This is a genomic window from Streptomyces sp. NPDC101776, from assembly GCF_044766845.1.
In the GTDB taxonomy this organism is placed as follows: Bacteria; Actinomycetota; Actinomycetes; order Streptomycetales; family Streptomycetaceae; genus Streptomyces.
In genome coordinates, this window is the sequence record NZ_JBIWMV010000017.1 from 91,980 (window position 1) to 111,073 (window position 19,094).

Annotated in this window: 13 protein-coding genes; 8 read left to right on the top strand and 5 right to left on the bottom strand. The window is 73.4% G+C overall.

What is annotated here, in order from left to right:
* Positions 1–52 precede the first annotated feature (52 nt).
* Positions 53–664 (bottom strand): TetR/AcrR family transcriptional regulator, encoded by a 612-nt coding sequence (locus ACIRRY_RS37910; protein WP_403982205.1) that lies wholly within the window; start codon positions 662–664, stop codon positions 53–55.
* A gap of 108 nt (positions 665–772) precedes the next feature.
* Here ACIRRY_RS37910 and ACIRRY_RS37915 point away from each other — a divergent pair, with 108 nt between their 5' ends.
* The 5 genes from ACIRRY_RS37915 to ACIRRY_RS37935 all read left to right on the top strand — a co-directional run bounded on the left by ACIRRY_RS37915 (position 773) and on the right by ACIRRY_RS37935 (position 6,966).
* Positions 773–1,324: an ester cyclase gene (locus ACIRRY_RS37915; protein WP_403982208.1), complete on the top strand. Its 552-nt coding sequence runs from the start codon at positions 773–775 to the stop codon at positions 1,322–1,324.
* Between the two features lie 74 nt (positions 1,325–1,398).
* Entirely contained in the window at positions 1,399–2,013 is a 615-nt protein-coding gene (locus tag ACIRRY_RS37920; protein ID WP_403982211.1) for a VOC family protein, read from the top strand.
* Between the two features lie 93 nt (positions 2,014–2,106).
* Entirely contained in the window at positions 2,107–5,847 is a 3,741-nt protein-coding gene (locus tag ACIRRY_RS37925; protein WP_403982214.1) for a CHAT domain-containing protein, read from the top strand.
* A 32-nt stretch (positions 5,848–5,879) separates the two neighbouring features.
* Complete coding sequence (locus ACIRRY_RS37930) at positions 5,880–6,239, top strand: CATRA system-associated protein (RefSeq protein WP_403982217.1); 360 nt, start codon at positions 5,880–5,882, stop codon at positions 6,237–6,239.
* A gap of 10 nt (positions 6,240–6,249) precedes the next feature.
* Positions 6,250–6,966, top strand: a complete 717-nt coding sequence (locus ACIRRY_RS37935) for a hypothetical protein (protein ID WP_403982220.1) — start codon at positions 6,250–6,252, stop codon at positions 6,964–6,966.
* 109 nt (positions 6,967–7,075) lie between these two features.
* On the opposite strand, the gene ACIRRY_RS37940 is transcribed toward ACIRRY_RS37935, so the two are convergent.
* Complete coding sequence (locus ACIRRY_RS37940; RefSeq protein ID WP_403982223.1) at positions 7,076–7,462, bottom strand: hypothetical protein; 387 nt, start codon at positions 7,460–7,462, stop codon at positions 7,076–7,078.
* Between the two features lie 77 nt (positions 7,463–7,539).
* Complete coding sequence (locus ACIRRY_RS37945; protein WP_403982226.1) at positions 7,540–8,259, bottom strand: hypothetical protein; 720 nt, start codon at positions 8,257–8,259, stop codon at positions 7,540–7,542.
* Positions 8,260–8,499: 240 nt separating this feature from the next.
* Between ACIRRY_RS37945 and ACIRRY_RS37950 the strand changes: the two genes are divergently transcribed.
* Complete coding sequence (locus ACIRRY_RS37950; protein WP_403982229.1) at positions 8,500–9,453, top strand: helix-turn-helix domain-containing protein; 954 nt, start codon at positions 8,500–8,502, stop codon at positions 9,451–9,453.
* Here ACIRRY_RS37950 and ACIRRY_RS37955 read toward each other — a convergent pair.
* Both ACIRRY_RS37955 and ACIRRY_RS37960 read right to left on the bottom strand, forming a co-directional pair.
* Positions 9,414–11,804, bottom strand: coding sequence for an ATP-binding protein (locus ACIRRY_RS37955; protein WP_403982232.1), 2,391 nt, complete (start codon positions 11,802–11,804; stop codon positions 9,414–9,416). The two genes, ACIRRY_RS37950 and ACIRRY_RS37955, sit on opposite strands and share 40 nt — an antisense overlap.
* A gap of 245 nt (positions 11,805–12,049) precedes the next feature.
* Positions 12,050–14,251 carry a CATRA conflict system CASPASE/TPR repeat-associated protein gene (locus ACIRRY_RS37960; protein WP_403982235.1) on the bottom strand — a complete coding sequence of 734 codons (2,202 nt, stop codon included), beginning with the start codon at positions 14,249–14,251 and terminating at the stop codon, positions 12,050–12,052.
* A 92-nt stretch (positions 14,252–14,343) separates the two neighbouring features.
* On the opposite strand from ACIRRY_RS37960, the gene ACIRRY_RS37965 reads away from it, so the two are divergent.
* On the top strand, positions 14,344–14,667 hold the full coding sequence (locus ACIRRY_RS37965) for a CATRA system-associated protein (protein ID WP_403982238.1): 324 nt from the start codon (positions 14,344–14,346) through the stop codon (positions 14,665–14,667).
* Between the two features lie 19 nt (positions 14,668–14,686).
* Positions 14,687–18,631 (top strand): CHAT domain-containing protein, encoded by a 3,945-nt coding sequence (locus ACIRRY_RS37970; RefSeq protein WP_403982241.1) that lies wholly within the window; start codon positions 14,687–14,689, stop codon positions 18,629–18,631.
* Positions 18,632–19,094 lie beyond the last annotated feature (463 nt).

Here is a 19,094-nt window from a genome sequence, read left to right on the forward strand (position 1 = left end):
AACCAGAGCAGTTACGGGTTCTGACGAGGACGCGCGGTGTTCCGGTTGCGCGTCAGCGAAGCGTGGCCACCGCCGTGCCGCGCAGGACCTCCTCGGCGCGGTCCCACGACCAGCCGTTCTCGACCACGAGCGTGCGCCAGCCGGTGGGCCCGAACCAGTACCAGAGGAGATCGCCGGTCTCCTTCGGCGAGTGGGACGGCGGGGGAGTCAGGGTGTGCAGATGCCGGGCGGCGGCGTCCAGGGCGTCCCGGTACGCGGCCGTCGCGCGCGCCCACAGCTCCTCGCCGTCCTCGTGCACGGGCAGTGCCTTGCGGATCGCCTCGTGCACCGCGAACTGCCCCTCGTTGCCCAGCCGCGTGCCGTGGGCCAGCGCCCCGAGGACCGCCTCCGGGGTGCGCAGTTCGAGCAGGTCCGTCATGGCCCGTTCGTAGCCGGAGGCGAGCACGCCCTGGTCGACGATCAGGTTCAGGATGTCGCTCTTGCTGCCGACGCTGGCGAACACGGTCTTCGCGGCGACGCCGGCCGCCGAGGCGATGTCGGCGACGGTGACCCGGCCGTAACCGCGCTCGGCGAACAGCTCCGTGGCATGTTCCAGGATCAGCGCGCGCGTCCGCGCGGCGGCCTGTTCACGCAGCGGAGAGACGTAACGGCGCTTGGCGGGCATGGCGCCATCGTACGGCGATGAATTCAATAGGCGTGCTGTAACCTCAAATGCGTCGATCGGCAGCACACCTCTCGGATCGCACCCCCTGAAAGGGATCACGCAATGGGCATGGACGCCGCACAACTGGCCCACGGGCTCTTCCGCATCCTCGAGACCGGCGACCCGGTACTGGCCGCCGAGGTGGTGCACGAGGACTTCCACAACCGCGAGGCGGCCGTCTCGCCCACCGCCTGCGCGCTCCCCGGGCCCGCAGGGGTGCTCGCCTCCAGCGCGTGGATGCGCTCCGCCTTCAGCGACCTGGCCTTCCCCGTCCTGGGCATCGCCCACAACGACGAACAGGTCTGGCTACGGCTGCGCATGCGGGGCCGTCACACCGGGCCCTTCGTCCGCTTCCGCGACGGCGCCCTCGACCAGGCGATACCTCCCACCGGGCGCGACATCGACTTCGAACAGATCCATGTGCTCGACCTCCGCGACGGCAAGGTGGCCGGGCACGAGGCGGTGCGCGACGACGTGACCATGCTCGGCCAGCTCGGCGTCTTCCCGCCGAGCCCCGCCGTCGGGCTGGGCATGCTCGGCTGGCGGGTGACGGGACGAGCCGCGCGTGCCGCCGCCGACGTGACGGCGAAAGCCGCCGAGGCGGCGAGATCCGCGCGGTAGTCCCGGCGCGAACCGGGGCCGTAGGGGCGAAGCTGGTGGAGTCGGAAGTTCGTCCGAGAACGGAGGCACACCCCATGGACATGAAGCTCGAAGTCGTCGTGGTGCCGGTCGGGGACGTGGACCGGGCCAAGGACTTCTACACGGCACTGGGCTGGCGGCTCGACGCCGACGTCACCACCGGCGAGGACTTCCGGGTGGTACAGGTGACCCCGCCGGGCTCCCCGGCCTCGGTCATCTTCGGCACCTCGGTCACCGACCAGGTGCCGGGCTCGGCGCAGGGCCTGCACCTGATCGTGGACGACATCGAGGCCGCCCACGACGAACTCAAACGGCTCGGCGCCGACCCCGGCGACGTGTTCCACGACGAGGGCGGCGTCTTCCACCACGCCGGGACCGACGCCCGGGTGCCCGGCCCGGACCCGCAGCGCAGCAGCTACGGCTCGTTCGTGTCGTTCAGTGATCCGGACGGCAACGGCTGGATCCTCCAGGAGATCACCGCCCGGCTTCCGGGCCGCCTGGACCCCGCGACCACGACGTACGCCTCGGCCGAGGACCTGGCGGCCGCGCTGCGCCGCGCCGCCGCAGCGCACGGCGAGCACGAGGCCCGCATCGGCGCGGAGGACCCGGACTGGCCCGACTGGTACGCGCGGTACATGGTGAGCGAGCGGGCGGGCACCGAGTCGCCCTGACGGACCGTCAACGGCCTTGAGCACACGGCGGGTTGTTTGTCGGAGATTTCCGGATGACGACCGAAGCGGGCCGCGGCCGGGAAGACTGGCGGTGTGTCAGAGATACGAACGGTCGTGGAACGCCTGCTGGCGCGCTGTGAGGCGCGGTGGACACCGGAGGTCGAGCGGCACCTGGCCGGCGCCGGTCCGGACCCCGACGGCTGGCTGCCCGCGGCGGCCGCACTGCTGCGCGCCTCCTGGACCGCGGGCGGCCGGGACTGCGCGGTCGCCGCCGTGGCCGTCCTGGAGCACGCGCTCGACATGGGGGAGAAGCGGGATCCGCGGCGACCGCGCTGGGTGCTGCACCTGTGGCTGGCCGAGCGCACGCTGTCGCTGCGGTTCGAGGACCACCGGCTGTCGGAGGAGACCCACTACTACCTCGCCGCCCAGACCCAGGGCCGGCCGGCGGACGATCCGGTGGCGGTCGCGGCGACCTACCCGGAGGAGCCCCCGCCCCGCCACTTCGAGCCGCCCCGGCCCTCGCATCCGCACGCCGTACGGCTCGCCGAAGGGCTCCCCGCGGACGATCTGGTCCGGCCCTGCCTGCTGACGCGCCTCGCGCAGTCCGCGTTCTTCCGCATGGAGTCGGGCGACACGGACGCGCTGACCGATGCCGGGCGCCGGGCCGACGCCGCGTTCACCGGCATCACCGCCGACCACCTGGAGGCGGGCCTCGTCAGTTGCTCCGTCGTCTACGCGGCACTGGCGCGCCAGCGCGACAAACCGAGCGACACCCGCCCCGTCGAACTGGCGCTGCGGGCCGGCCGGACGGCGGTGCGGGCGGTCGAGCACTCCCGGCGCCACGGCACCGCCCCGGTCGACGCCGAAGCGGCCTCGGCCCACCTCATGTTCTCGCTCGCCCTCACCGCGTCCGTACCGCTCCATCCCGAGGAGGAGGTGGTCGACGAGGCCATCGCCCAACTGGAGGCGTTCCGGGCGAGCGCGCCGCCCGACGACAGCGGGATCTACGCCGGGAACATGCCGGCGCTGCTGAGCGCGCGGGCGTTCCTCACCAACTCGCCGGCCGATCTGCGGCACGCGGACGAACTGTGGGCCGCGCTCCAGCGGGACCTGCCACCGGACCACCCCCTGACGCCGCACATCGCCGAGAAGCGTGCCGCGTGCGCCAAGATGGGGCAGATGCTGAAGTGGTCGCCGATCAGCGGCGCCCAACTGCTCAAGCTCGTAAGCCCGATGATGGGACCGCTGCTGAGCGGGGTACAACTGCCGCCCATCCAGATGTACGTCCCGCCGAGTCGCCCGGGAGTGCGCTCACCGGGTCCAGGACCGGCGGACTTCGCGCCCTTCACCGGCGGCCCCCGGCCCGCCTCGGCGGACGCCGGACCCGGCCGCACCGGAGCCTCCCGCCTGGTATGGCCGCCCGGGCCGCCCGCCGACGCCGGGCCCGCGGAGCCGGCGTACGCGACGGACCTCGACGGGCTGCCGCCGGACGTCACGGCCGTCCGGAACGCCCTGCTGGGCTCCGGCGTCAGCGATCCGCGTCGACTGGCCCTGGCCGTCGACCAGTTGAGGGCCGTGCTGGCCGGGCGGCTGCCGGACGGACAGCGGGGCTTCTTCGCCGCCACGCTCGTGGGGTTCCTGGCCGCGCAGTTCACCTTCAGCGAGCGACGGGAGGACCTGGAGAAGGTCGTGCGGTGCGGGGACGAGCAGTTGGCGCTGCTGGCGCCCACGAGTCCCAGGTACATCGAGCTGCTGTGCGCGGTGGAGACGCACCGCGGCGACTACGGAATGCTCCACCAGGACGAGCCGACCGTCACCCGGGCGTGCGAGGCGCTGGCCTGGGCGATGGGCCGGCTGCCCGAGATGTCGGCGAGCTGGCTCGGCTGCGCCATCTCGTACGCGCACGCCCTGGCCGGTGCCTCCTGGATGCGCCGGGACGCGACCGGCACCCAGGAGGCGAAACGGCTCGTCGAGCTGGCAGCGCGGAGCCTCGAAGACCTGCCGGGCCGGCCGGAGTACTCACCCGAACTGGCCGCGCTGCGCGAGCAGTTGCGCCCCGCCCTGGCGACCGTCACCGAACTGGTCAACACCGCCCACGACGACCTCACCTGGTACCGCTACGGCGACCCCGAGCCCAGCTCCTGGGACCCGGCCACCGAACGGGTGCTGCCGCCCCGGGCCCGCTTCGAGAACGCGCGGACCGCGCTCGACTCGGCGGTCGCCGGCCGTAACTGGGCCCGGGCCACCGACGCCGCCGAGGCCGCGCTCGAAGCGCTGCCGCTGATGGTGTCCCAGGCGCTGAGCCGGGACGACCGCCAGAACGTCCTGCGCACCGCGCTGCTCGGCCGCCGCTATCCCGGCCCGGGAGGCGACGGCCGCACCGGAGACCTCCCGGACCGGATCGCCGGGACCAGCCTGGCCCGTACCGCCTGCGCGGTCGCGCTCGCCGCGGGCCGCACGGAACAGGCGGCGGCCCTGCTGGAACAGGGGCGGGCCGTACTGATGGGCCAGGACCTCCAGGCCCGTAGCGACGACGCCGACCTCGCCGCGGCCCATCCCCAGGTGGCCCGCGAGTTCACCGCCCTCGCCCGCAGGCTGCGGGCGACGGAGACGCCGAGCGCTTCGGGCGGTCCGGGCGAGGCCGCGCGGATCCGGGAGCAGCACGCGGTGACCGAGGATTGGCAGCGGCTGCTGGCCCGGATCCGCGAGCTGCGCGGGTTCGAGCACTTCCTGCTGCCGCCGAGCACCGAGCAGATGCGGCGCGAGGCGAAGGAGGGGCCGATCGTCCTGATCAACATCGACCGGCTGCGCTCGGACGCCCTGGTCGTCACCACCCGGGGCATGGTGCCGGTGTCCCTCGATGTCACCGAGGGGCGGCTGGCGCTCGAAGCACGGCAGTTCCTCGCGGCGGTCTCCGTGGACGGCGGCGACTCGCTCGCCCGGCGCGAGGAAGCAGCCGGGACCGTGTTCGACACCCTCGAATGGCTCTGGGACACCATCGCGGAACCGGTGCTGAAAGCCGCGGGCCTGACCCGGCCGATCCCCGAGGGCACCCCGCGCGGATCCGTACCGAGGCTGTGGTGGTCGGCGTCCGGGCCGCTGGCCCATCTGCCGCTGCACGCGGCCGGGCATCACCGGGCGGCCGAACTCGCCGACGGGCGCTCGGTGTTGGACCGCGTCGCCTCTTCGTACACACCTAGCATCAGGGCGCTGCGGCACGCCCGGCAGGCCCCGACGGGCGGGGGTCGTGGGCCCTTCCTGGCGGTACGGCAGCCCACCGGCGCCGACGGCAGGGACGGCGCGTCCGTGGCGGAGGTGAAGGCGATGGCCCACACCTTGGGCGGACTGCGGACCGTGGAGGGCTCCGACGCGACGGTCCGCCGGGTGCTCGCCGAGCTGTCCTCGGCGGCCACCGTGCACTTCGCGTGCCACGGCCTCAGCGTCGCCGAGGACCCGTCCAGGAGCCATCTGGTGCTCGCCGACGGACAGCTCAGCGTGCGGGACGTGGCCCGCGGGCACCTGCCGCACGCCCGGCTCGCCGTGCTGCTGGCCTGCCACACCACCCGCACCGACCGCCTCCCCGACGAGGCCGTGCACCTGACGTCGGCGTTCCAGACGGCCGGGTACCCGCAGGTGGTGGGCGCCCTGTGGGAGGCGACGGACCTGGTGTCGGTACGGCTGACGGACCGTCTCTACCGCGACCTGCGGTCCTACGGCGGCGGACTCGACGTCACCGACACCGCGCGGGTCGTGCACGGGATCGTCCGGGGTCTGCGCAAGCGGCACCCCGGCTCGCCGGGGGTATGGGCGCCGTACGTCCACACGGGGCGTTGACCGGTGACGACGTACAAGGGAAGGAACAGGGCGTGAGCACAACGGAGGGGGCGGCCATGATCGACCGCGAGACGGCCGGCGAGGCGAGTCTGGCGCTGCGGCTGATGCTGGAGGAGTGGCGGCAGACGCCCGAGGTATGGGTGGAGATCGCCAAGGTCCTGGACGACCTGTCGGCGGCCGTCGCAGCCGGAGAAGCGGCCGAGGTCGCCGTGCTGACCGGCCGACTGGAGGTGCTGTCGGGCCACAGGGTCACCCGGATCACCGAGCCCGAGAGGGTGCCGCTGCCCGAGGAGGAGCGGGGGCGGGTCGTCGCGCTCGTGCACACGCTCGCCCCGGACTCCCCGCCCGACGGACGGTCACCCGCGCCCCCCGCGCGCGCCGAGCGGACCTGACGGCCGGCCGATGCTGTCGGTACTCGTCAATGTCGCGATCGGTCTGCTGACCAGCCTCGTCGGTCTCGGTCTGGGCACGCTGTGGGAGCGCGGACGGCGGAGACGGACGCTGTACCGCAGGGCCGCGTTCTTCGGCACCCGGCCCGGCGAGCACTGTGTGATCGTCGTCGGCACCAAGCACGGGCAGCGGGGCACCACCCAGCAGCGGGACCTGCGGGCGGTCGTCGAACTGACCGTGCTGCTCAGCGAGTTGGGGTGTCGGGTGAGCGTGGAGTCCGGCGAGCTGCGCGGCTCGAACGGCGACCGTACCGAGTTCTGTGTCGGCGGGCCGATCGGCGGGTCCAATCCGCGCACCGGCGGGCATCTGACGGCCCATCTGCCCGGGGTGCGGATCATCCCCTTCAGCGACCGGCGCGACTCGGTGGCCATCGCGGTCGGCGGGGAGCGCTACTACTTCGACCGGGGGCACCAGGAGTACGCGGTGGTCGCCAAGTTCACGCCGCCCGAGTCGAGCCGCCCGGTGCTGCTGGTGTGCGGACAGAGCTCGGTGGCGAACCAGGCGGCGATCCACTTCCTGCGCCGGGAGTACGCGCAGGTGGTCCGGTCGGTGGCGTCGACGGATCGGTACTGCCTGGTGGTGAAGGTCTCCGACATCGGCGTCTACTCCTTCCACCGGTCGGTGCTCGAACGGGACGTCTCCGCCGAGGCGTTCGCCGCCGCCGGCTGAACTCCGGGACGCGACAGGCCCGTTCACGGCGACGAGCACCCGGTCCCCTGCGCCGGGTGCTCGTCGGACCGACGGGGACCGAAGGCCCACTCGGATTCCCGTGTGCTTCTCAGATCCCCGTGTACTTCATGGACGGATCGAGTTCCGTCAGCGTGTCGACGAACCGGCGGATCTTGCGGTTCGCCTTGATGCCGAAGGCGCCGAGGTTGCGGCCGACGCCCAGCGCGATCTCGCGGTGGGCGCCCCGGTCCCACATGTACATGTGCACCGCGGACTTCTGGATCTCCGCTCCCCGCCCGCCGAGCAGCGCCATCACGCTGAAGTCGGGCCGGTCCTGGGCCACGGTGTCGAAGACCGAGCCCCGGGGCTCCTCGAAGGAGGTGCCCGCGCCCGTGATGTTCTCGCTCCACCAGCTCACCCGCATCGCAGCGCGGAAGACGTCGGCCGCCTCCGCCATCGACAGCTGGGTGGTTATCTCCACCGGTGTCTTGGCCATGCTCTGTTCTCCTTACTTGTTCCGGTTCTCGCAGTCGAGGCCGTTGGTCATGTCCCCGTCCTCGGGGGCCGGTCGGCTCACAGCCGGGACGGTGGCAGGGGGATGAACGGACGCAGTTCGTCGGCGACCCAGTGCACGGGCGTCTGGAACGCCTCGCCGACCTGGGTGTAGAGCTCGTGCAGGGTGTCCGCCGACATCCACTCGAAGCGCGCCCGGCTGGGGTCGGTCTCGCTGGTCGGCGCGTCCACCACGGTCACGAAACGGCCCTCGCGCGCGGCGGTGACGTAGAGGACGTTCGAGTTCGAGGCCTCGGTGATCCGCGCGATCTGGCGCAGTTCTCCCGGCGCGAGGGCCGGGATGTGCGCAGACTCGGGCGCCGGCCGGGGCCGGCCCACGAGCCAGGGTTCGGAGCGGTTCTCCTGCCAGAACTGCCAGTCGGCGGCCGACAGCCGGTTGCTCGGCACCCCGTTCGCCCGGAAGAACTCCAGCGCGGCCATCCGTACGGTGTCGTAGGCCGGGCTGGTGAAGTCGGAGCCGACCAGGTTCCACACCGTGCGCGCGGCGCCGAACAGCGCGAAGCCGCCGACCGGCAGCACGGCGTCGGCCAGTGCGCGGGCGAAGCCCTGCGGGTCGGACTGCGCGAACGGCAGGTACGGCGCCTGGAGTTCGCCCCATACGTCCGAGGCGTCGATGTCGGTGCCGACCGGGTCGAACTCGAAGCGGCCGAACCGCTCCATCCGCGACACGACGTCGCCCGGCAGCCGTGCGGCGCGGGGCGTCCTGGGGAACAAAGCCATGGTCCTCTCCTGGCACACGAGCGGGAACCGACCGATGCGGACGCACCGGAGCCGGGCGCAACCTGTGTAACAAGGGGCGGAGTTCGCACTCAACGGTTCTCCGGCGAACCGGACGATCTCCGGAAAACCCGGACGGCCGGCGGGCGGGCGAACAAGACCGGGACGACGTGTCCCGCCGTGTGCGAGACTCGGCCGCGACATCGGCGGCAACGCCGTTGCCCGGCAGGGGGGTTGCGCACGATGGGACGTCCGCAGAAGGAGATCGTCCTGGACGGATCACCGGCCCGGCTCTTCGCGTACTGGCTCCGCGACCTGCGAGGATCGGCCGGACTGACACTGGACCAACTGGCCCGGCGCACCGGGTACGGCAGGACGACCGTGAGCGACGCCATGCGCGGCGAGATCCATCCGACCCGTCCGGTCACCCTGGCGATCGTCGGGGCCTGCGGGGGCGATGTGCCGCGGTGGGGCGAGTACTGGGCGCAGGTGCGCCGGGCCCTGGACCCCGACTCGCCGGACGGTGTCGACGGAGTCGTCCCGCCGCCCTGGGACGGTCCTGCGGGCCGCGCGGGCGGAGCGCACGCCGAGCGGTGCCCGGCGGACTGCGCGCGCACCGAGCTGCACGGCTGGTACACCGAGTCCGTGTCCACCCTGCTCCGCCTCGACACCCCGACGCCCGAGGCGCTGGAGCGCCGGATCGTGGTCGCCACCTGCGACGGCCTGGCCCGGATCCCGGTCGGCGTCAGCGTCCCCCGGCGCACCGGTGACACGACGCCCCGGCACGAACTGGAGATGTCCGTCGTCCGGGGCGGCCGGCTGGCGGACGGCGGCCCGCAGTACGAGAGCTACTTCGAACGGTTCCTGGTCCTGCCCGCACCGATCGGGGCCGGCGCCCGACACGTCTACGAACTCCGGCTGCGCATCCCGCCGGACCAGCCCATGGCACCCCACTTCGTACACGTCCCGCTGACCCGCAGCGAGCACTTCCGGCTACGGATCGCCTTCGACCCGGCGAAGCCGCCGCGCACGGTATGGCGGCTGGCCGGCGTGCCCACCGCCGTCATCTACCAGCGGAACCCGGGCACACCGACCCTGCGCCCCGACGAACACGGTCTCGTGGAGGCCGAGTTCGGGGCCATGAAGGTGGGCTACGGCTACGGGCTGAGCTGGCTGGAGGCGGGTACCGGAGGATAGTCCGCCGCCGCGCACAGCTTTCCGCGGACCGGCTCGGCGTCGGGGTGGTGCAGATCCTCGAAGAGCGCGAGGGCCTCCTCCCACAGGGCGCGCGCCACCTCGCCCCGGCCGAGTGCCGCGTGCGCGTCCCCGAGGTGCTCCAAGGCGTGGGCCTCGCGGAACCGGTCGCCCAGGGCCCGGTCCAGGTCCAGGGAGACCTCGTAGTGGCCGATCGCCGCCTCGGGCCGCCCGAGCCCCTGTTCGGCGCGGCCCATGCCGAACAGGATGCCCGCCTGTCCGTCGAGGTGGCCGAGCCGGGTGTAGAGCTCCAGGGCGCGGTGCGCGTGGTCGAGGGCGACGGTGTGTTCGCCCAGCCGCTCCCACTGCTGGGCCACGGAGGTGAGGCCGTCCGCGAGGGCCACGGGGTCCTGGGTGCGCTCCGCCATGGCGAGGGCGAGCCGGGCGTGCGGCATCGCCCTGCGCGGGTCGCCGCAGGAGCCGTACACCCGGACCAGCGAGAGGCGGACCTCTCGTACGCCCTCCGCGTCGCCCAGCGCACGACAGGCGCGCAGGGTCGCGTACAGCAGGTCGAGCGCCTCCCCGGTGCGGTTCAGGCGGGAGAGGGCGTCGGCGAGCCGGCGGGTGGCGGTGGCCTGCGCGGCGCGGTCCCCGGCCCGGTCCGCGGCGTCGCGGGCCAGCGCGTGCACGGCGGCCCGCTGGGCACGGCGGCCGGAGCGGCGCAGGTGCAGGGCGCAGGCGTCGGCCAGCAGCCAGGCGTACGGCTCCAGACCCGGGGTGGCGGCGGCCTGGGCCATGAGGGCCTGGAGCGAGGACAGTTCGGACTCGAACCAGGCGGTCGCCGAGGCGTGGTCGCCGATCGGCGGCTGCGCCCCGGTGGGCTTCGGCGTACGACCCGGTGTCTGTCGCCAGGGTTCGAGGTGGTGGTCGGCCAGGCGCGCGATGTCCAGACAGTGCCGCAGCAGCCGTTCGGTGCCGTCCCGGCGTTCCTGCGGCGAGCCGCCGTCGAGGAGCTCCACGGCGTACAGCCGCAGCAGGTCGTGCAGCGTGTAGCGGCCGGGGGTGTGCTGGCGGACGAGGTGGGCGGCGGTGAGGGTGTCGAGCAGCGCGAGGGGCGGGTCCGCGTCGCCGGTGAGTCCCGCGCAGGCGGCGGCGTCGATCTCGGGTCCGGGGTGGCAGCCCAGCAGCCGGAAGAGCCGGGCGGCCGGCGCCGGCAGCAGCGCGTACGAACCGTGGAACACGGTCCGCAGATCGACATCCGCGTCCTGCACCCCGAACAGGTCCAACGGCGCCCGGGCGCGCCGCAGTTCACGGACCAGGGCGCCCACGGAACCGGCCGGGGCGCTGGCCGTGCGGGCGGCGGCGACGCTCAGCGCGAGCGGCAACCGGGCGCACAGGTCGACCAGTTCGTCCACCTCGCGCGGCTCCAGCGCGATCCGCTCGGCGCCCATCTGACGCTCCAGGAGGGTGCGGGCGGCGTAGCGCGGCAGTACGTCGAGGGCGATCCGCAGGGCGCCTTCGCGGATCACCAGGCCGTCGAGACGGTTGCGGCTGGTGACGACGGCGACGGAACCGGCGTCGGTGGGCAGCAGCGGCCGCACCTGGTCGGTGGAGCGGGCGTTGTCCAGGACCAGCAGCACCCGGCGACCGGTCAGCAGCGTGCGCAGCAGCCCGGAGGCCACGGCGGTGTCGGTCGGCACGGCGGCCGGGGTGACACCGAGCGCCTGGAGGAAGCCGTGCAGGGCCTCACCGGGATCCATGACCGCCTCGTCGCCGAAGCCCCGCAGATTGACGTAGAGCTGGCCGTCCGGGAAGAGGTGCTGCGTCCGGTGCGCCCAGTGCAGGGCGAGCGCGGTCTTGCCGACACCTCCCGTGCCCTCGACCACGGCGACTCCGGCCCGGCCCGGCGCGGAGTCGTCGGAGGGGCCCAACAGCGCGTCCAGCCGGACGAGTTCGGCGTCCCGGGCGACGAACACGGGGTGGCTCAGCGGGAGATGACGGGGGACCGCGGCAGCACCCGGCGACCGGCGGGCGGAGCCGCGGGCGGCGGCCGGACGCAGCCGCCGGGCCGCGTCGACCTCGTCCCGCAGTGTGGCGAGCCGACCCGCCTCGGGTCCCTCGACGCCCAACTCGGCGAGGAGCGCGTCGAACATTCCGGTGCCCGGCAGGGTGGTGCCGTTGAGATACGCGTACAGGCTGCTGGCGGACACGTTCAGACGCCTGGCGAGTTCGCGGCGGTCCAGCGCTCTGCCGAACCGTTTCTCGGACCGCACGACAGCGCGGGTCAGTTCGAGGGCCAGCCGCTGTCCCAGCGCCCCTCCGTCGTGGCCGGGCGGCCGGGGAACTTCGTTCACCACCGTTCCTCCGCGGGGACGTTGACGGATCCGCACCGCACGGATCCAGACGTTTCCAGTGTGTTCCAGGACCCCGGACGGCCGGACGGATCCACGTGTTTGCCTGCGGATTCCACGCCGAGGGGATACCGGCCCTCGGCCGGCCGCAGGAGGACGACAGCCGTGCAGACCCACTGAACACCCCGTAGCCGCAATTGACTCCGGCCCTCCACGTGACAGGGGAGACGTGGAGGGCCGGTCGCGGCTCAGGCGGAGTCGTCGGGGCGGAGGCAGTCCAGCACGGCGGCGGCGGCCGTGGCCCAGGAGCAGCGGGCGGCCATCTCCTCCCGCAGTTCGGCGGCGTCGCGGAAGGCGGCCGGCAGGTTCCGCATGACGGCGTGGACGGACTTCTCCCACAACCGGACGTCCGCCTCGAAGTCCCGCACCGTGGCGGCCACATCCACCACGGCCTGGTGGGCGACCGGCAGGTGATCCTGGTTGAGCAACAGCATGCCGAGCCCACTGCGCCCGCTGACCAGCACGGGTACCCCCGCGGCGATCGCCTCCAGACCGACCAGGCCGAACGCCTCGGCACGGGAGGGCATGAGGACCAGGCTCGCCCGCGCCACGTCCGCCATGATGTGCCGGGGATTCTCGGAGAACGGGCGAAGTGCCACATCCACCGCCGGGTTGCCGATCCACTCCTCCACCTGCGCGTACAACTCCCGCGACTTGTGGGCGGGCACTCCGCGGATCAGCAGTTCCCAGGCGCCGTGCCGCGCCCGTTGCGGTACGGCCGCTCCCAACGCCCGGCAGGCGATGTCGAGCCCTTTGAGGGGGGCGTCGTCCAGCCGGCCCATCATCAGGATCTGCGGGGTCTCGTCGCGGCCGGGAGCCGTGGCGGCGGGCCTTCCGTCGAATCCGGGGTCGACGCGCAGCAAGGGGGCCAGTTGCCGGGTGCGCAGATCACGCCGCAGGTTCCTCGCCAGCCGAGGGCCGACGGCCACCGAACGCAGGGCGCCCTCGCAGAGTTCGAGCTCCCGCTCCGTGCGTTCCTGGGCGCGGACCGCCAAGTCGGCCTCCGCCTGCGGCTTCTGGGCCTCCGCCCGGTCCGGTTCCACGTGCAGGAAGTGCAGTCGCCCGGCGTCGGGGAAGTACTCCTCCACCTGCGCGCGGGCGGCCAGCCCCATGTCCCTCCCGTGGCCGATGACGAGGGCGGGCTCGAATCCGTCGGCGAACGGCGGCCTCAGGAACAGTGATTCCTTGCCCTGGACGCCCGGCCGGGCGGCGTCCACGAGGAGCACGTGGTGTTCGGCCGCGTCCGCGCGTTCCTCGGGAGTGGAGGACACCACCAGGACGCGGACGGTCGCACCGGCCTCGGCGAGCGCGATGCACAGCCCACGGTTGAAGGCGCTCAGCCCGCCGTGGGCGGGGAACCACTCGTCGACGACGGCCAGGACCTGATCCGGTCCCGCCGCCCGCGGGCTCCGCTCCGGTGCCGGGACCCGCAGCGGGTCCGCCCGGCCTCGTATCGGTTCCGCCGGGCTCGGCAAAGGCTCCGCCGGGCCGGTGAGTTCGCGGAGGGCGAGGAGGTCGTCCAGCCGCTGGACGAACGACGAGCCGAACCGTCGGTCCGCGCCCAGCACGGCCTCGCCGTCGAGACCCGAGTCCTCCAGCGCCTGCCGGGCGTTGCCCTGGAGCGTCCACACCATCCGCCGCATGAACCGGAGTTCGGCCTCGGCGCCCGCCAACTCATAGGGCTCCGTGCCCCAGTACGGCAGGCGCACCTCGGCGAGTGTTCCGTCCTGCCCCGCGGCCCGTGCGTAGCCCAGCGCGTGATGGGTCGCCCACTGATGACGCAGCGCGGTCATGTACATCAAGTAGCGGACGAAATGCGGCATTTCAGGGCGATGGTTGTCCGACCACGCCCAGGCTCCGAGCCGCGGATCGGCGCCGACCCGCCCCAGCATCCGCAACAGCCGCCACCGCTGCGACTCGTCCCCGCCCGCCGGCTCCGACAGATCGACGACCCCGGGTGCTTCCTCCGGCAGTTTCCCCAACTCCAGCGTCACCGCGCCCAGATGGCACAACCCGAGCGGGCCCACGATCGTCGCCACCCGCTCACGCAACCCGGACCACTCCCGGTCCGGGCCGGCGCCGAGCAGGACCGACAGATTGAGGATCTCCCCGTGCCGTCGCAGAACCGCCTGGTCGAGCCGGTCGGCTGATTGCACACCGGCCACCACCACCGAACCGTGCGGGGGAGCGGTGAACAGCGCGTCCGGCACCGGGACCGGCAGCGTGTCGTACAACTCCCTGTCCGCGTGCTGGAGTTCACGAAAGCGCCCCCACATCGCCCGGACGGAGGCGGCTCCTTCCGCGGCGCGCCTGCCGTGCAGCGGAACGAAGACGTGAACCGCGACCTCCTCCTCCGTGACCTCACGCCCCGTCACTTCACCCTCGGCCACGTACCGGTACACCCCCGCCTCGCGTCGCCACTCCCGGCGTTCTCGCTACAGTTGAGCCCATGCAGTCTAGGGCGGATTCACCCGGAACGAACATGGATGCCGCATTGCTCACGCGGGCCCGTGAGTTGCTCCTCGACATCTCCAAGGGGCGGCTTCCCCAGGCCGCGTGGTCGCGGCCCGCCGCCGCGGTCGAGGCGCTCGCGGCGGCCTACGACGCGGGGGACGAGTCGGCATTCCAAGTCGCCGTCGCCCGGCTCGAAGTCCTCAGCCCGAACCGGGTGGACCGCATCGCCGACCCGGCCGACATCCCACCGCCGGAGCCCTTGCAGGATCGGGTCACCGCTCTGGTGCACCTCATCCCCGAGCAGGTCGAGGCCACGGCGGGAGAAGCCGACGACGCCGCCGACCGACGCTGAGCCGGTACCGCGCCCTCCGGTGAAGCCGTCGCCGTACCGCCGCCTGCGGCTGGCCCGGGCGCTGCGGCGTGCTCGCCGGGTGACCGTGGACGGCCGCTTCCCCCGCCGTGCGGACCGGGCTGTCGCCCTCCTGGAGGCCGCCCTCGGGTGTGCCGGGCGGGAGGACCGGGTGGCGCTGCTGGAAGCGATCGCCGCGCTGCACGCCGAGTCGGCCCGGCGCGGTGGAGGCGCTGCCGCCGGAGTGCGGTCGGTGGAGGCGCTACGGCGTGCCCTGGCCGACGCGGGACCGGACGAGGCGCTGCTCCTCGCGCAACTCGCCGAGGCGCAGGCCGCGTTGCACGCCTTGACGGACGACCCCGGGCTGCTGCGGGAGGCCGTCGCCACCGCACGCCGGGCGGCGGACCGGGCCCCGGACGACCCGCTGCCCCGGATCATGGTCCTCTCCTCGGCCGCCGAACTGCTGCTCCAGGCCGGGTCGGACCTCGACGATCCCGAACTGTTCGAGGAGGTCGTCGTGATGATCGAGAACTCCCTTGCCGCGGGCGGCGGTTCACCGCTGCATCTGGCCCAGGCCCACCGTATGCGGTACGAGCACGACGGCGCGGCCGAGACGCTCGCCCGTGCCGAGACGGCGGCCCGGGACGCCGTCGCCCAGTGCGAGGAGCACGGCCTCGACGCGGCTGACGAGTACGCCGAACTCGCCCAGGTCCTGCGCTACCGCTCCGGCAGCAGCGACGATCCCCACCTCGCACACGAGGCCGCGACCGCGGCCCGCGAGTCGCTGAACCGCACAGCCGAGAACGACGAGGAACACGCCAAGCGGGCCTGCCTGTTGGCGGGCGCCCTGACCGAGTGCCACTTTGCGGGGGACCCGGGGGCGCTGGCGGAGGCGGTGGCGGTCGTACGCGGGGTGATGGCGTCGGAGGCAGTGCCCGATGCCCCCGCAACGGCCGATCACTCACCCGCCTCCCTCACCGCTCCCACCCGACCCCGCAACCGTTCCGACGTCTGGCAGATCTCCGCCGCCGTGTTGTGCGAATGGGCCGACCAGCACGAGGACTTCGGCGTTGCCGAGGAGGCCGAGCGGGCGGCGCGGGTCGCGTTGGGGCTGGCCGGGGGTGACAGGGAGCGGCGGGCCGACGCGCTCGACACGCTCGGCGATGTGCTGCGGTGCGGGTATCTGCTGAGTGACGACCCCGGGTTGTTGGACGAGGCGATCAAGTGCGGCGAGGCGGCCGCCCTGATCGAGGTCGGGTCGCCCGGCGACCGGGCCGGGCGGGTCGGCAACCTCGGTGTCCGGCTGGTGCTGAGGTACGAGGAGAACGGCGAGCCCGCCGACCTGGACGCGGCGATCGGCCGGTACGGCGAGGCCTTGGACCTGGTCGGCGACGACCACCCCGACGCCGGGATCTACTTGAACAACCTGGGCGCCGCCCTCGCCGCCCGCACCCGCCTCCATGGTGCCGACGACGATTTGGACGACGCGATCGACGCGGGCCGGGCGGCCGTACGCGGTGACGGTCCCGCCCACCAGCGGGTGCTGCGGCTGAGCAACCTGGGCGGGGCGCTGTACGCGCGCTACACCCGTGATGGCGTCCTCGCCGACCTGGACGAGGACATCGACCTCCAGCGCGAGGCGCTGCGGCTGGTTCCGGAAGGCCATCCGGAGCGTCCCGGCCTGCTCAGCAATCTCGCCACCGCTCTCACCGAACGCCATGAGTCGCTCGGTGTCCGGGACGATCTGGCCGAGGCGCTCACACTGCTGGAGGAGGCGATGGCGTCCGGGCCGGCGTCCCGGCGGCTGGCGACGGTCGCGGGCGCCCACGGTCTGGCGTTGCACGCGCGGTACGGCATCACCGGCGACCAGGACACGCTGGAACGCGCCCTCGCCAGTCTGCGCACGGCCGTCGCGGCCACCGCGCCCACCGACCCGCATCTGCCGTTCCAGCTCGCCAATCTCGCGGTCTCGCTGCGGGAGGAGTCGACGCATCGCACCGCGGCGGCGACGGAAGCCGTCGACGCGGCGCGCGGTGCCCTGACCGCCCTCGACGAAGGCCGGTCCGCCACCGCCGTCCGGGGCAGTCTGCTGCTCGCGCTGGCCGCCCGGTCCGGCGACGACGACCTCGACGAGGCGGTGACGCTGGCCCGCCGGGTGGTCGCGGACACCCCGCCGGACGATCCCGACCTGAGCCGCTCGCTGTCCAACCTCGCCTACGCGCTGAACCTGCGGCACGAGTCCACCGGCGACGCGGACGACCGGGCCGGAGCGCTCGACGCACTGCGCGCCGCGGCCCGTACCGGCACCGGACCTGCGGACGTGCGGCTGTACGCGGCCCGCGAGTGGGGCCGGCTCGCGGCGCTGACGGGCGACGCGCGAGCTGCGGCCGAGGCGTTCGCGCTCGGTGTGGAACTGCTGCCGGACGCCACGCCCCGCCGGCTGGAGCGGCCCGACGCCCAGCGCCGGCTCGCCGAGGCCGCGGGGCTGGCGAGTGACGCGGCCGCGATGTGGCTGGCCTGTGGGGACCCCGCGCGGGCGCTGAGCCTGCTGGAACTCGGCCGCGGGGTGCTCCTCAACCGCCGGTCGGGAATCCGCGCCGACCTCGCGGACCTCCACGACACCGACGCCGGCCTGGCCCGGCGCTTTGAGCAACTGCGCGACGCGCTCGACCGGTTGGACCATCCCCCGCTGACCCCGCCGACGGGGTCAGCACTGGTGACGGAGACGGAGACGGTGACGGAGACGGGGGCGGCGGGTCGGGAGCGGGAGCGCCGCCGGGACCTCGAGGCCGAACTCGCCCTCGTCGTACGGAGGATCAGGGCCTTGCCCGGACAGTCCGCGTTCCAACTGCCGCCGTCGGTCGAGTCGTTGCTCGCCGAGGCAGCGCACGGTCCGGTGGTCGTGGTGAACGTCAGCGAGTACCGCTGCGACGCGCTGATGCTCACCCCCGAGGGGCTGCGGCACATGCCGTTGGAGGGACTGGACGCGGACGAGGTGGAGGAGGCGGCGGACGTGTTCCACACGGACGTCGTCACCGCGCTGGACGTGCGGGCCGCCCAGGACGAGGTCGACGCGGCCAACGAGCGCGTCACCGCGACACTCGACCTGCTGTGGCGGGAGGTGGCCGCCCCGGTCCTCGCCGAGCTGCGGGTGACGGATCCGGACACCCGGATCTGGTGGGTACCGACCCAGGCGCTGTGCCGACTGCCGTTGCACGCGGCGACGGCGACGGACCCTCAGGAGACCTCGGACAGCCCGCACGACACTGCGGACATCCCGCAGGGCGCCCCGGACCTCCCGAAGTCGTTGGTGGACCGCACCGTTTCCTCGTACACGCCGACGGTCACCGCCCTGCACCACGCGCGGGCCCGCGCCGTGGCAACGGACCGTACGGTGGCGGCCGTAGTGCACGCCGACGTGCGCAGGCCGGGACTGCCGGAGCTGCCCGCCGCGCGCCGCGAGGCCCGCGCGGCGGCGGACCGCCTCGGCGTCGAACCGCTGGACCTCGCCGAGTGCGGGCGGGAGGTCCTCATCGCGGCGCTGGCCACCTGTACCCATCTGCACATGGCGCTGCACGCGGTGGCGGACCAGGACGACCCCGGCACCAGCCGCTTCCTGCTGCCCGACCTCGATCTGACGTTCGCCGAGATCGCCGCGCGCCGGGGCGGCTGGGGCCGGCTCGCGTATCTCTCGGCGTGCGAGACGACGTACACGCCCCGCCTGCTCGCCGACGAGGCGATCCACCTCACGTCCGCGTTCCTGCTCGTCGGGTTCTCCGGGGTGATCGGCACCCTGTGGCGGGTACCGGACGCCGTCGCCGAGCGGACGGCCCGCGCGTTCTACGACGCCCTGGACACCGCCCGCGAGGAACCGGCCGTGGCGCTGGCCCTGACGGCACGACTGGTCCGCGTCCACTACGGCGACGCCCCGGCTGCCTGGGCGGCCCATCACCACGTGGGCATCTGAGACATCCGAGGCATCCGGGACGGCCGAAGTATTCGGTAATTCCGGCGTTCACCCGGAGTTGTCCGAGCCCTGAACTCCCCGTCCTGGTGGGCTTTGTGGGCAGTCGTGGCGATGTATCGATTCGGCTAACACCTATCCAAGTTGTGCAGGATATGTGCGCGAGTCGTGATTGAATCATGCACAACTCGGCCAGGTGGCCAGATCTCGACCGCTCGGTTCCCCGTGTCCTGTCGTTGATCAGCAGGATGTCCGCGCGCTCGCGCAGGTCAGTCCGCCCGGCCGAGCCGGTACGAACGTGCGGTGGGGGCGGGAGTGGTCGATCCGCGCGTGCCCCTGCCGTAGCGCATCCTGTGTCGCCGCGCCCTTCCCGACCGGAGGTCCGGACACCGGCCCGTGCTCGGCATGGCCCGCGACTGCCCGCGGTCCGCCGGACGGGAACGCGCGTCACGTCAGCGTGCCGGCA

What these genes read in the sequence shown, in the direction of transcription:
- ACIRRY_RS37910 (WP_403982205.1), bottom strand. Translation starts at nt 664, where the DNA reads ATGCCCGCCAAGCGCCGTTACGTCTCTCCGCTGCGTGAACAGGCCGCC.
- ACIRRY_RS37915 (WP_403982208.1), top strand. Translation starts at nt 773, where the DNA reads ATGGACGCCGCACAACTGGCCCACGGGCTCTTCCGCATCCTCGAGACC.
- ACIRRY_RS37920 (WP_403982211.1), top strand. Translation starts at nt 1,399, where the DNA reads ATGGACATGAAGCTCGAAGTCGTCGTGGTGCCGGTCGGGGACGTGGAC.
- ACIRRY_RS37935 (WP_403982220.1), top strand. Translation starts at nt 6,250, where the DNA reads ATGCTGTCGGTACTCGTCAATGTCGCGATCGGTCTGCTGACCAGCCTC.
- ACIRRY_RS37940 (WP_403982223.1), bottom strand. Translation starts at nt 7,462, where the DNA reads ATGGCCAAGACACCGGTGGAGATAACCACCCAGCTGTCGATGGCGGAG.
- ACIRRY_RS37945 (WP_403982226.1), bottom strand. Translation starts at nt 8,259, where the DNA reads ATGGCTTTGTTCCCCAGGACGCCCCGCGCCGCACGGCTGCCGGGCGAC.
- ACIRRY_RS37950 (WP_403982229.1), top strand. Translation starts at nt 8,500, where the DNA reads ATGGGACGTCCGCAGAAGGAGATCGTCCTGGACGGATCACCGGCCCGG.
- ACIRRY_RS37965 (WP_403982238.1), top strand. Translation starts at nt 14,344, where the DNA reads ATGGATGCCGCATTGCTCACGCGGGCCCGTGAGTTGCTCCTCGACATC.